11 protein-coding genes and 1 pseudogene are annotated in these 12,571 nt (G+C 73.1%); 2 read left to right on the top strand and 10 right to left on the bottom strand.

What is annotated here, in order from left to right; all coding sequences use genetic code 11:
* Window positions 1-123: 123 nt before the first annotated feature.
* From ACBJ32_RS23250 to ACBJ32_RS23260, 3 genes are all read right to left on the bottom strand, one after another.
* The gene (locus ACBJ32_RS23250) at window positions 124-1,623 is read right to left on the bottom strand and encodes a glycoside hydrolase family 43 protein (protein ID WP_375128469.1); all 1,500 of its coding nucleotides are present in this window, start codon (window positions 1,621-1,623) and stop codon (window positions 124-126) included.
* A gap of 2 nt (window positions 1,624-1,625) precedes the next feature.
* On the bottom strand, window positions 1,626-4,004 hold the full coding sequence (locus tag ACBJ32_RS23255) for a glycoside hydrolase family 3 N-terminal domain-containing protein (RefSeq protein ID WP_375128470.1): 2,379 nt from the start codon (window positions 4,002-4,004) through the stop codon (window positions 1,626-1,628).
* Window positions 4,005-4,258: 254 nt separating this feature from the next.
* Window positions 4,259-4,450, bottom strand: a complete 192-nt coding sequence (locus ACBJ32_RS23260; protein WP_225272985.1) for a hypothetical protein — start codon at window positions 4,448-4,450, stop codon at window positions 4,259-4,261.
* 403 nt (window positions 4,451-4,853) lie between these two features.
* Here ACBJ32_RS23260 and ACBJ32_RS23265 point away from each other — a divergent pair, with 403 nt between their 5' ends.
* Entirely contained in the window at window positions 4,854-5,168 is a 315-nt protein-coding gene (locus ACBJ32_RS23265; RefSeq protein WP_375128471.1) for a hypothetical protein, read from the top strand.
* 168 nt (window positions 5,169-5,336) lie between these two features.
* Here ACBJ32_RS23265 and ACBJ32_RS23270 read toward each other — a convergent pair whose 3' ends face one another.
* The 7 genes and pseudogenes from ACBJ32_RS23270 to ACBJ32_RS23300 form a co-directional block, all read right to left on the bottom strand.
* Window positions 5,337-6,065 (bottom strand): class I SAM-dependent methyltransferase, encoded by a 729-nt coding sequence (locus tag ACBJ32_RS23270; RefSeq protein ID WP_375128472.1) that lies wholly within the window; start codon window positions 6,063-6,065, stop codon window positions 5,337-5,339.
* A 38-nt stretch (window positions 6,066-6,103) separates the two neighbouring features.
* Window positions 6,104-7,126 (bottom strand): LacI family DNA-binding transcriptional regulator, encoded by a 1,023-nt coding sequence (locus ACBJ32_RS23275; protein WP_375128473.1) that lies wholly within the window; start codon window positions 7,124-7,126, stop codon window positions 6,104-6,106.
* A gap of 76 nt (window positions 7,127-7,202) precedes the next feature.
* Window positions 7,203-7,895, bottom strand: a complete 693-nt coding sequence (locus ACBJ32_RS23280; RefSeq protein ID WP_375128474.1) for a cupin domain-containing protein — start codon at window positions 7,893-7,895, stop codon at window positions 7,203-7,205.
* Window positions 7,892-8,794 (bottom strand): PmoA family protein, encoded by a 903-nt coding sequence (locus ACBJ32_RS23285; RefSeq protein WP_375128475.1) that lies wholly within the window; start codon window positions 8,792-8,794, stop codon window positions 7,892-7,894. Before ACBJ32_RS23285 ends, ACBJ32_RS23280 begins: the two co-directional genes overlap by 4 nt.
* Window positions 8,791-9,885, bottom strand: a complete 1,095-nt coding sequence (locus ACBJ32_RS23290; protein ID WP_375128476.1) for a Gfo/Idh/MocA family protein — start codon at window positions 9,883-9,885, stop codon at window positions 8,791-8,793. Before ACBJ32_RS23290 ends, ACBJ32_RS23285 begins: the two co-directional genes overlap by 4 nt.
* Before the next feature lie 129 nt (window positions 9,886-10,014).
* On the bottom strand, window positions 10,015-10,824 hold the full coding sequence (locus ACBJ32_RS23295) for a LacI family DNA-binding transcriptional regulator (protein WP_375128984.1): 810 nt from the start codon (window positions 10,822-10,824) through the stop codon (window positions 10,015-10,017).
* 111 nt (window positions 10,825-10,935) lie between these two features.
* Window positions 10,936-11,037 (bottom strand): annotated as a pseudogene (locus ACBJ32_RS23300) (LacI family DNA-binding transcriptional regulator); the annotation flags it as partial.
* A 186-nt stretch (window positions 11,038-11,223) separates the two neighbouring features.
* On the opposite strand from ACBJ32_RS23300, the gene ACBJ32_RS23305 reads away from it, so the two are divergent.
* The gene (locus ACBJ32_RS23305) at window positions 11,224-12,492 is read left to right on the top strand and encodes a serine hydrolase domain-containing protein (protein ID WP_375128477.1); all 1,269 of its coding nucleotides are present in this window, start codon (window positions 11,224-11,226) and stop codon (window positions 12,490-12,492) included.
* Window positions 12,493-12,571 lie beyond the last annotated feature (79 nt).

The raw sequence follows: 12,571 nt of genomic DNA on the forward strand, positions 1-12,571 counted from the left end.
TACAGCCGGCCACCGGCTGAGGCCATCCAGCGGGCAACAACCCAGGGCCGCTTCACCATCAAACCTCGATCGCCAGACCCTCAGCCCGTGATCCATCACGCCAGCAACATCTTCAGAGGGGTCCTAGGTGGCGGGCTGGTAGTCGAACCAGTCGAAGGCGACGCTGCCGCGCGTGACGTACATGCCGGCGACCCGCCCGGTGAAGCCGCCGGCGACCTGCGTGGCGACGTACCGGCCGTCGAGCTCGGCGAGCACCTGCCCGTCCACGGCGAAGGCGATCGTGTCGGGGCCGCCCGCGCCGACGCCGAGCGGCTCGGTGGCCGGGGCCGTCACGGAGGGCGGGAGCAGGTCCGTCGTGCGGAAGGTCAGGGTGAGCGTGACGGGCCCGGCAGGCACCGGCCGCTCGGCCACGCACTGCCGCACCGGCCCGATGCGGGCGATCACCCGGGCCGTTCCCTCGCCCACCTCCAGGTCGTAGTGGTGAGCCTCGTCCAGGCGGACCGACAGCCCGCCGGTGCCGGACCCCGGGTCGAGGCGGGCGCGGATACGGCAGTCGGGATGCTGCTGCCGGCGGCCGATGAACGTGTACCCGGGCCGGTCGAGCGTCGGGCCGGTGGCGTGCAGGGTGAGCAGCCCCGGCCGCTCCGACAGCGACCAGGAGCCCTCGGGTCGGGTGCGGGGCGAGATCCAGTACGGGGCCAGCGTGCCGGCGTCGAAGTCGTCACGCGACGGCGCCGGCGGGAACGGGTGCCAGGCGGCGGGCGCCGGATGCCGTTCGAGCACCGGGCCCGCGACGGGCCAGCCGTCCCGCCACTCGACCGGCACCAGGAACGTCTCCCGTCCCAGCACGTGGAAGCCCGGGGTGTGCCCGCGCGGCCGGGTGCCGAGCAGCACCATCCACCACGTCCCGTCGGCGGCCTGCACGAGGTCGGCGTGGCCGGTGCACTGGATCGGCAGGTCGGTGCTGCGGTGGGACAGGATCGGGTTCGCCGGCGCGGGCTCGAACGGGCCGCGCGGCGAGCGGGCGCGCGCGATCGAGACGGCGTGCCCCCGGTCGGTGCCGCCCTCGGCGATCAGCAGGTACCACCACTCGCCGATGTGGTAGAGGTGCGGCGCCTCCGGCCACTGCAGCCCGGTGCCGGACCAGGTCGGGAACGGCCCCTCCAGCACCTTGCCCGTCTCCGGGTCGATGCGCGCCAGCTTGACCCCGGACACGGCGCACCAGCACGAGCCGTCCTCGTCCCACGCCAGGTCGGGATCGACGCCCGGCAGGTCGATCCAGACCGGGTCGGACCACGGGCCCTCGGGGCGGTCGGCGCTGACGATGAAGTTGCCGCGGTCGCTCACGTTCGTGTCGACCAGGTAGAACCGGCCGTCGTGGTGGCGCAGCGTGGGCGCGAACACGCCGCCCGACGACGCGGTCCCGGGCGGGAGCCTGAGCTGCTCGGGCCGGTCGAGCGCGTTGCCGATCTGCCGCCAGTGCACCAGGTCTCGGCTGTGGAAGATCGGGATGCCGGGGAAGTACTCGAAGCTGGAGCAGGCGAGGTAGTAGTCCTCGCCGACCCGGCACACGCTGGGGTCGGGGTGGAAGCCACCGAGCACCGGGTTGTCGTAGGTCCGCACGTTCAGCCCTCCAGGAGGCGGGTTCGGGTGGTGAGGCGCCGCGCGCCACGTAGCTCGCGGGTGTCGCCGGTGAGCCGGATGACCTGGCGCAGCGGCGGCTCGTCCGCGGACGGGCCGGCGGCGAGCGTGACGATCCCCGGCTCGACGATGCGGCGCAGCTCGACGCCGGTGTAGGAGAACGCGTCCGCGGGCACGTCGAACGCCACCACGCGGCTCTCCCCCGGCGCCAGCGCCACCCGCGCGAAGCCGACGAGCTGGATCGCGGGCCTGGCGACCTGCGCGACCGGGTCGGAGGCGTAGAGCTGCACGACCTCCTCGGCCGGTCTGTCGCCGGCGTTGCGCACGGTCACCGACACCTCGATCTCGCCGTCCACGGGGTACTCCGCGAGTCCGGTGGTCATGGCGACGTACTCGATGGCCGCGTACGACAGCCCGTGCCCGAACGCGTACGCCGGGGTCGGGTCGAGCACCGTGATGCCCTCGGCCTTCCTGCCCAGGGGCGGCTGCAGGTAGGTGGAGGGGTTGATGGCCGGCGAGGCGGGGATCTGGACGGGCAGCCGCCCCGACGGGTTCACCCGGCCGCTGAGCACGCCGGCCAGCGCCGCGCCGCCCTCGACGCCGGGGAAGAACGCCTGGATCGCCGCCGCGACCCGCTCCTTGTACGCGCCCAGCGCGTACGGCCGCCCCGACACCACCACGAGCACCGTCGGCGTGCCGGTGGCCAGCACCGCCTCGACCAGGTCGGGTTGGAGGCCGGGCAGCCGCAGGTCGGCCGCGTCGCAGCCCTCGCCGGAGGTGCCGCCGCCGAACAGCCCGGCCCGGTCGCCGACGAACAGCAGCGCCAGGTCGCACCCGGCGGCCAGCTCCGCCGCCGGCCCGATGCCCGACCGGTCGTCGCCCGTCACGTCGGCCCCGGGCGCGTGGCACAGCTCCGCGTGCGGGAACTCCTCCGCCAGCCGCTGCCTGACGGAGGGGATCGGCAGGCCCGTGCCGTGCTCGGGGTAGCGGTCGAGCACGTGGTTGGGGAAGGCGTAGCAGCCCAGCAGCGTGCGCGGGTCGTCGGCGCACGGCCCGATGACCGCGACGCGGGAGGTGGTGTCCGGGGGGAGGGGCAGGACGCGGGCGGTGTTGCCGAGCAGGACGATGGACCGTTCCGCGACGGTGGCGGCGAGGCGGCGGTTGCGCGGGCTGTCCAGGTCCAGCGCGTCGGCGGTGCCGGGGACCGGCGAGGGGGCCGGGCCGGCGCCGTTCCCGCCGGCCTGCGGGGGCGCCGCCGGGTCGCCGTCGAGGAGGCCGAGCTCGATCTTCTGCCGCAGCACCCGCCGCGCCGACTCGTCCACCAGCGTCTCGTCCACCCGCCCCGCGCGGACGTGGCCCACCAGGTGCTCGCCGTAGCCGTGGGTCTCGGGCAGTTCCACGTCGATGCCCGCCAGCATGGCCAGCGCCCCCGCCGCCGGCAGGTCCTCGGCCACCCCGTGCATGGACGCCAGGAACGGGATCGCCCAGTAGTCGGCCACCACCGTCCCCTCGAACCCCCACTCCTCGCGCAGCAGGCGGCGCAGCAGGTGCGGGTTCGCGCCGACCGGCACGCCGTCGAGGTCGGTGTAGGAGTTCATCACCGAGCGCGCCCCGCCCTCGCGCAGCGCCGTCTCGAACGGCGGCAGGATCACGTCGGCCAGCTCCCGCGGCCCGATGCTGACCGGCGCCTGGTTGCGGGCCGCGCGCGAGGCGGCGTACCCGGCGAAGTGCTTGAGCGTGGCGATGATCCCGGCGCCCTCCAGGCCGCGCACGTACGCCGCGCCGAGCTGCCCCACCAGGTACGGGTCCTCGCCCAGCGTCTCCTCGACCCGCCCCCACCGGTAGTCGCGCACCACGTCCAGGACGGGCGAGAGCCCCTGGTGCACCCCGGCCGCGCGCAGGTCGGCGCCGATCGCCGCGGCCATGCGCTCGATCAGGCCGGGGTCGAAGGTGGCCGCCCAGGCCAGCGGCGTCGGGTACGCGGTCGCCCCGTACGTGGCGAACCCGGTCAGGCACTCCTCGTGGGCGATCGCCGGGATGCCGTGCCGGTTGGCGGCCATCACCTGCTCCTGCAGCGAGCGCAGGCGGGCCGCGCCCTCGGCGGGGCTCAGCGGCGCGGTGCCGTAGACGCGGGTGAGGTGCCCGAGCCCGTAGCGCAGCCGCTCCTCCATGCCGCCGTCCACCACGAAGCGGTCCTGCAGGGGCGCGACGTTGCCGGGCTCGTCGCTCTGGATCCAGATGGATCCGAGCTGGGCCACCTTCTCCTCGAGGGTGAGCTCGGCCAGCAGGCTCTCCACCCGCTCCTCGGTCGTACGGGCGGCGTCCTGCCAGGGCGCGAGGCCCGGCACGTTGACAGATGTCATGGTTGCGACCTTCGAGAGATTCATCCCGATCATTAAGCCGGGACTTTAGGTGCCGGCCGCAAACTCGTCAAGAATATTTCGAAGCCGTACCGAAAATTTCGGTGCCACCTTTCCGGAAGGCTGGAACGGATCCGTCGACCTGGGTTCTGACCAGCGATCCCCTTTCGTCGCTACCGGTGAAACTTTCAGGAAACCTGCCGGAACGGAAGCGCCCGCCCCCTTGCGGGGAGCGGGCGCCGTCGTGCTGCGGAAGGTCAGGCCACGTTGCTCTGCTCGGCCTGGCGGTTGAGCGTTTCGAGGTCGAACGCGCCGGACTTGACGGCCGCGGTGAACGCCTCCCAGTCACGGCGAGGAACTTCCAGCACCGTGTCCGGGTTGTCCGCGTGGATGACCTCCACGTGGTCGTTGATCCGCTTCGCCGCGACGCGGCTGGCGTCGTGTGACATCTGCAGCACTCCTCTCGGTGCACTTGCGGGGCTCCGCCCCGGTCACCCGTTCGCAGGAGGACCGGGGCGGTTGCGGGCAGCCTCGCATCCCGGCGGGCGATCGGCCACCGGTATGTCGACCGCACCGGGTGAGGAAAACCCATCCACAGATGACGATCTTTAGACCTCGGTGGTAGAAAGGCTGACCGCCATGCCGGACACACCCGACATAGGCCGCATCCGTCACAGGGTTCGCTCCCGGCCGAGCATGGGCTCCAACGGGCCGCCGGCCGGGTGCGCGGCGGCGGGCGCAATTCATCGGGACAAAGCATGGGAAGCGGGTCGGTTTCTGACTTGAGAACGATGAATGATCAGTGAATGACATCGGCCCTTGACCGCGGTCGCGTGTTACAGGGTGGATGGCGTGAATCCGGATACGCGTCACGTCACCCCTGACGCCATCGGGGAGGTCCGGCGCAGCATCAGGGAAGAGCTGCTGCCGATCTTCACCGAGGTGCGCCAGATCTTCGAGGAGAACAAGGCGGTCGACTTCCCCGGCTGGGGGGCCGCGGGCGAGTGGACGGTCGGCGCGCTCTACCGGTCACTGCTCGACTCCTTCCTGCGCGACGCCGACGCGGTGCTCGCCGTGCTCGGCCGGTGGGAGGGCGAGGACCCCAAGCACGCGGAGCAGAACTGGCGCACGGCCGAGGCCCTGGCCGTCCAGCGGGCCAAGCCCTGAGCCGGCCGCTCCAGCCCGCGCCTGACCTGCCGGTGTCCGAGCTCCGGATGCCGGGAGACGTCCGGGTCAGGGGGCGTGCCGGTGCCGGTCCTCGACGGACTGGAGCTGCTCGGCCATCGAGGCGGCGCGCGGCGCGAGCTCGACGTGCGCGAGCCGGCCCTGGGCGGGTTACCGGGCGACGGCCAGCAGGGCGAAGCGGCGGGCGGTGGCCCTCAGGGGGCGGCCCCGGGCCATGTCCTGGTGGACGGCGCGCAGCCGGTCCCCGTACGCGGACACGTCGAAGCCCGGCACCTGCCAGGGGACGGCGCGCAGGAACAGCACGAGCGCGCCGACGTCGTGGAACGTGGTGGTGAAGGACGCCTCCTCGCTCCAGGTGATCTCCAGGCGGTCGAGGGCGGCCGTCGCCGAGGCGAGGTCCCAGGCGTGGTGCGGGTGCGGGGGGCCGCCGAGCGCCGCGTTGAGCTCCTCCAGGTCGCGCCCGGACACCTGCTGGGTGAGGTACCTGCCACCGGGGGCGAGCAGGCGGCGGACCTCGGCCGGGTCGTAGGACTCGTGGCGGTTGAGCACGAGGTCGAAGGAGGCGTCGGGGAACGGGCGCGTGTCCTCGGCGACCTCGACGCCCAGCGGCTCCAGGCGGGCCCTGGCGATCGGCAGGTTCGGCGCGTACCCCTCGGTGGCCGCCGTGCGCGGGGGCAGCGGCGCCAGGCCCGCCAGCAGCTCGCCGCCGCCCGTGCCCAGGTCGAGGAGGGAGGCGGCGTTCCGCAGGTGCTCGCGGGCCAGGCGCTCGTAGTCCCAGGGCAGCTCGCCCTCGTAGGTGACGCGGCCGCGGAGGAAGGAGAAGTCCCAGCCCTCGAAGGGGGTGTCCCGCGCCTGGTGGATCAGCTCCTCGAAGTCCATGCGCGTGATCTTGCCGCGTGGAGCCGGGAGCTCGCACCTCAATTGCGGGGCGGGGTGCTCTCGCGGAGGACGACGGTGGCCGGGAGGCGCGTCTCCTCCGGCGCGTCGTCCGACAGTGCCAGCCGCATGGCGCTCAGCCCCGCCTCGCGCAGCGGCACCGCCACCGAGGTCAGCGCGGGCACGACGTCCACCGTCGAGGCGATGTCGTCGAAGCCCGCCACCCCGATGTCCCTGCCCGGCAGCACGCCGGCGTCGCGGAAGGCCGTCATCGCGCCGATCGCCATCACGTCGTTGACCGCGAACACCGCCTCCACGTCCTCGAATCCCCGCTCCACCAGCCGCCGCGCCGCCTCGTAGCCGCCCGCGCGGGTGAAGCCGGTCTCGAAGGCGAGCACGCTTCCCGCTCCGTCCAGGCCGGACAGGAAACCCTCGTGGCGGTCGCGGGAGGTGCGCAGCGAGGGCGGGGCGTGGAAGACGGCGAAGCGCCGGTAGCCCGTGCCCAGCAGGGCTCGGGCCAGGCCGGCGGAGCCGCCGTGGTTGTCGATGGTGACGGTGCCGAACGGCAGGTCGCGCTGGCTGATCAGGACGGCCCGGCCCCCGGCCGTCCGGTACGCCTCCAGCTCGTCGGCGAGCTCGTCCCTGGTGCCCGCCCCGTCGATGCGGCTGCCCGCGACGATGATGACGCGCGGGCGCTGGCCGCGCAGGGTCCTGACGATCTCCAGCTCGCGCTCCGGCGAGCCGCCGGCCACCGCCATGGTGACGATGAGCCCGGCCTCCTCCGCCGCCTGGCCGACGCCTGCGGCGATGGAGGAGAAGTACGGGTCGGCCACGTCGCGCACCACCAGCGCGACGGTCCTGGTCGAGCCCTTGGCGATGGCCTGGGCCGACAGGTGCGGCTCGTAGCCGAGGCGGGCCGCCGCCGCGCGTACCCGATCGGCGTTCTCCGTCCTGACGTTGCGCGAGCTGCCGTTGAGCGCGCGGGAGGCGGTGGCGACGGACACCCCCGCCTCCCGGGCGACGTCGTGCAGGGTGGGCGCGGGCCCCTCGTCCATGGCGGTCATCTTGTCACCACGCGCAGCGGTTCGCTGCCGCGTCGTACCTGCCTTCCTCGTGGTGGGGAGCTGGCGTTGGCGAAGATCAGTGCACGACGGGGTCGGCGACGTCGTGGGCGCGCAGGTGGCCGCACATGCCCCAGCGCTCCTGCGGCGGGCTCTCCATCAGGGCGGACTCCTGGAGGTGCGTGCCGTCGCCGCGCTCCAGGGCGTCGAGGATCCCGGCGGTGCGGCGGGCCTGCTCGGCGACCGTCGACTCCCAGATCTCCCGCCAGCCCGCCACCTTCGGCCGGACCAGGGCGACCGCGCCGGCGTAGAAGCGCCGCAGCGCCTCGGGGCCGCCCTCGACCAACCGGTGGAAGCCGTCCACGGCCAGCTCCCGCCGCCGCTCGACCGCCTGCTCGACATCGACGGCGGGCAGGCTCGCCGCGGCGGAGTAGCGGCCGGGGTCGGCCACCACCTCGGGCGGGAACGTCATGACGGCGTCCCCCGCCTCCGGCAGCCCGGCGTTCGACATCACCACCACGACCTCCAGCCCGCCGCGGTTGACGGCGCGGTGGATCGTGCCGGGCGTGAACCAGACGGTCGAGCCGGGGCCGAGCTCCGTCTCCCGCAGGCCGTTCACGTCGAGCGTCTGCAGCGTGCCGCGCCCGCCGATCACCACGTACGCCTCGGTGGAGGCCGTGTGCAGGTGCGGCGTGCCGCCTTCCAGGCCGTCGGCGCAGGCCCCGGTGTAGACGGTGAGCCGGCTGATCGACGTGCCGCCGGGGAAGCTCATCGCAGCGCGTCCCTGCCCTGCTTCGCCAGCACCGCGCAGCCGTCCTCGCCCCGGTCGCCGTCGGCGATCACGACCGCGTACCGGAAGCGGATGGTCTCGCCGCCGGGCAACGGCACCTCCTCGCTGAAGAACGGCGCCGGGTTCAGGCAGGCGAACTGCTGCGTGCGGGCGAACCACTGCGGCGGGTGCTGCGGGTTGGCGGTGTCGTCCACGATGACGATCGTCGAGCTGTCGCCGGTCTCGTCGTGCCTGCCGCGGAAGCCGAACCACTCGGCGCGCTTGCCACGCAGCTCGTCGCCGCCCGCCCCGTCAGGGGACTGGATGACGCCGTCGGTGAACGAGCGGGGCCCCCGCCAGAACAGGCCGCCGTAGCCGGCGTTCTCGCGGCCCTTCGTGGTCGGGGAGCCGAAGTCGATGGTGGCGCCCGACACGTTCGTCATGGCCGTCTCGAAGACCAGCGCCCAGGTCTCGCCGTCGACCAGCGTCGCGGTCAGCGCGCGCCGCTCCTCGATGACGGGCGCGCCGTCCTGGGCGGTCCAGTCGAGCGCGTGCCCGATCACGGCCCGGTCGGGCCCGGCCGTCAGGGTGGTCATCTCGCGGTGGGTGGCGCTGCCGTTGTTGTCGAGCTGGACGTACTCGCCCGCGACGTACGTGGGCCCGCCCCAGAAGTTGTGCTCGCCCACGCACGGCAGCGACCAGGCGATGCCCTTGTGCCAGACGTGGTCGTGCGGCCGGAACAGCGACACCAGCCGGCCGCCGCGGGTGCGGATCGGGTGCAGGTACGGCTTCGGCGACTCCAGCACCGGCGTGTCCGGGCGGTAGACGTAGGTGAACAGCTCGACGTCGCCCGCCGTGACGGCGATCGAGCGGCCGAGCGCGTGCGTGGCCTGCAGGGTCACTTCTCGTTCCTCCAAGGGGCGCCCGTGCCGTCCATGCGCAGGGCGAACGGGCTGTCTGCGGTGATCTGTCCGGCCTGGACGCGCTCGCCGGTGAAGGCGGAGGCGTACAGGGCGGCGATGAACTCCATCGTCCGCCGGGCGTCGGCGGTGCCGACCGGCGGCGCCTGGCCCTGGTCGAGGGCGTCGAGCACGGCCGCGAGCCAGCCGCCGTGGCCGCTGGAGGCGCTGCTGCGATCCTGGCCCCACAGCTCGGACAGGGCGTCGTGGCCGGGCGCGGGGGTGATCGTCCAGTCGTCGTCGGTGTAGCCGTACAGGTGCTCGACCTCGACCGTGGCGTGCTCGTAGTCGAAGCGCAGCTCGGAGGTCTGCCGCGGGGACAGCACCGAGTTGACCACGGTGGCGACCGCGCCGCTCTCGAACGTCACCAGCGCCATCGACACGTCCTCGGTGTCCACGTCGCGGGCCTGCCGCGCGGCCACGGCCGTGACCTCGCGCCACGGGCCGAGCACCGACAGCAGCAGGTCGAACTGGTGGATGCCGTGCCCCATCGTCGGCCCGCCGCCCTCCGACTCCCAGGTGCCGCGCCACGGGACCGCGTAGTACGCCTCGTCCCGGTACCACTGCGTGTCGCAGGTGGCCAGCAGCGCGCGGCCCAGCCTGCCCTCGCCGGCCAGCCGCCGCAGCCGTACGGCGCCCGCGCCGAAGCGGTGCTGCAGCACGGTCGCGACGCGCGCCGTGGAGCGCCCTTCCGCCTCGATCAGGGTGTCGAGCTCGGCGAGCGACAGCGTCGGCGGCTTCTCCACCAGCGCCGTCACCCCGGCCTCCAGGCACGCGAGGGCGAGCGGGGTGTGCAGCGCGGGCGGGGTGCACAGGTGCGCGAGGTCGAGCTCCTGCGCGGCCAGCAGCTCCTCGGCGCTCCCGTACGCGTCCGGCACCCCGTACTTGGCGGCGAACTCGCGGGCCCGCCCGGCGTCCACGTCGGCCACGGCGACGAGCTCGGCCCGGCCGCCGGAGGCCTGCACGGCCTGGGCGTGCGCGTGGGCGATGCCGCCGGTGCCGATGATCGCGGCCCGGTATGTGCGTTGAGACAAGGTGTTCCTTCACGTCGATGGGGAGAGGGTCAGGCGCCGTCGATCCCGGCCTGGGCGGGAAAACGTATTCCGCAGTTTGCATGCCCCGTCGCACGAGCGTCAAGGGTGCCGCCGAGGGAGCCGGGGCGGTTACGGGCGCCGGCGCGTGCTGTCGCGGACGATCAGGCGGCCTTCCAGAATCAGGCGCCGGGGAGCGTCCGACTTCTCCAGCGCGAAACGAATCGCCTGCACGCCCCATTGCGCGAGCGGCAGCGCCACTGTGGTCAGTCGCGGCGTCACGTCACAAGCGAGGGGAATGTCGTCGATCCCCGTCACGGAAATGTCGTCGGGCACCTTCACACCGGCTTCCCGAAAGGCCGAAAGGGCGCCTATCGCGAGCGCGTCATTGGTGGCCAGAACGGCCTGCCCGGGAGCCATTCCCCCGGCCGCCAGCCTTTGGGCCGCGTCGAATCCGCCCTGCCGGTTGACCGGGCAGCGAATGATGCGGATATCGCGCTCGTCCACGCCTCCGGCCCGCAGGCCCTCGACGAATCCGTCCGTCCGCTCGGCCATGTTGCGCATATCCGGGCCGCCCGTCAGAATCACCGCCCGGCGGTGCCCGGTTTCCGCGACGAAAGCGCCCATCGACCGCCCGGCGCCGTGATTGTCGATGTTGATCGAATCGTAGGTCATGTCCGTATGACCGACGATCACGATCCGCCCGCCCTCCCGCTCGTACGCGGCCAGTTCCCTCGACAGCCGCTCGTCGTCGAGGTACCGGCTGGACGTGAGCACGAGCGCGCGCGGGCGCAGCGAGCGCAGCACGCGGACGGTCTCCGCCTGCCGCTCGGAGGCCGCCATGGTGGACGACACCGTGACGAACGCCCCCGCGTCGCGGGCCTCGTGCTCCATCGCGGCCACCACCATGCCCATCGACGGCGTGGTGAGGTCGTCGGCCACCAGCGCGATCGAGTCGCTGGCCCGGCGCATCGCCCTGGCCGAGGCGTCCACCGTGTACCGCAGGGCCGCCGCCGCGGCCAGCACGCGGGCCTCGTACTCCGGCGCCACCTTCCTGGAGCTGCCGCCCAGGACCCGGGAGGCGGTGGCGACCGAGACGCCGGCCGCCGCGGCCACGTCGTGCAGCGTGACCGTGGGCCTCGCCGCGTGGGGCATCCGCAGTGTCCTTCCCGAGAACGAGCCGGCCGCCGATGAGATCCGGCAATGAAGCGTACTGTCATTCCCGGCTCCGGACCGCCGCGCTGTCAACAGGAGCGGCCGCACTCCGGATGACACCTGTCATACGCAGTGCATGACACGCACAACTGACCCGGAACGCCCCGTTTCCAGGAAGCTTGCGGCATGAAGATGCGAGTGTCTGGAAAGAGCACCTCCCGCCGCCTCGCGGCCGCCGCGATGACGCTCGGCGCGCTGATCGCCGCGGCCCCCGCGCCCGCCGCCGCGGACACCGGGCTCGACCGGCAGGCCCTGCGGCATGCGCTGGACGCCGTGCACGAGGCCGGCATGTACGGCCTCTATTCCCAGGTACGCGACGGCTCGCAGACCTGGCAGGGCGCCTCCGGCGTGGCCGACGTGGCCACGAGCCGCCCCGTGAAGCCCGGCATGGTGCACCGGGTGGGCAGCATCACCAAGACGTTCACCGCGGTGGCCGTGCTCCAGCAGGTCGCCCGCGGCGCCGTCGAGCTGGACGCCCCGATCGCCCGCTACCTGCCGGACGTGGTGCCCGGCGAGCGCGGCGAGCGGATCACCGTGCGGATGTTGCTCAACCACACGAGCCACATCGCCGACCACGTCGCCCCGGCGTTCCCCTCGTTGCTGCAGGGCTCGGCGCAGAGCCTGGACGACAACCGGTTCCGCGTCTTCACCCGCCCGGAGCTGGTACGGCTCGGCCTCGACGCCGCCCCGACCGGCGAGCCGGGTGCCACGCCCGGCGTCTACTCTAACACCAACTACCTGATCGCCGGCCTGCTCCTGGAGAAGGTGACGGGCATGGGCGCCGAGGAGTACATCACCCGCAACGTCATCCGCAAGGCCGGCCTGCGGCACACGTCGTTCCCGCGCACGCCGCACATCCCCGGCCCGCACTCCAAGGCGTACGAGTCGTTGTTCGGCTGGGTCGACCCGCCCCGCGACTACAGCGTCTACAGCCCGACCTGGATCACCACGGCGGGCGCGATGGTCTCCACGATGGACGACCTCAACCGGTTCTACCGGGCGCTGCTGCGCGGCGAGCTGATCGGCGCGGCCGAGCTGGCCGAGATGAAGAAGACGGTGCCGGTGCTGGCGGGCGGCGTGCTGAACTACGGCCTCGGCCTCTACTACCTCGACCTGCCCTGCGGCCGGTTCTGGGGGCACAGCGGCAGCGTCTTCGGCATGGCCACGGAGTCGATGACCAGCGAGGACGGCGCCCGCCAGCTCTCCATGGGGGTCAACCGCACGAAGTACCAGAGCGTGGACGAGAACGGCAACGTCGTGCTGCACCCCATCGACTACGCCAGCGGCGACTACTTCCTGCTGGCGGCGTGCGGCCAGAGCGCGGGAGCCCAGACCAGGGCGGCACAGCCGGCGTACGTCCCGTTCGCGGTGGACCGGGTGTCGGTCAAGCGCTGAGGTGTGTCCCTGATCACCTCCGATGTGTGGATTCCTCCACAGATGATCCCTTGCGGCCTCCGTAATGTCCCTGCTGCCG

Source organism: Nonomuraea sp. GTA35 (assembly GCF_041950525.1).
GTDB lineage: Bacteria > Actinomycetota > Actinomycetes > Streptosporangiales > Streptosporangiaceae > Nonomuraea.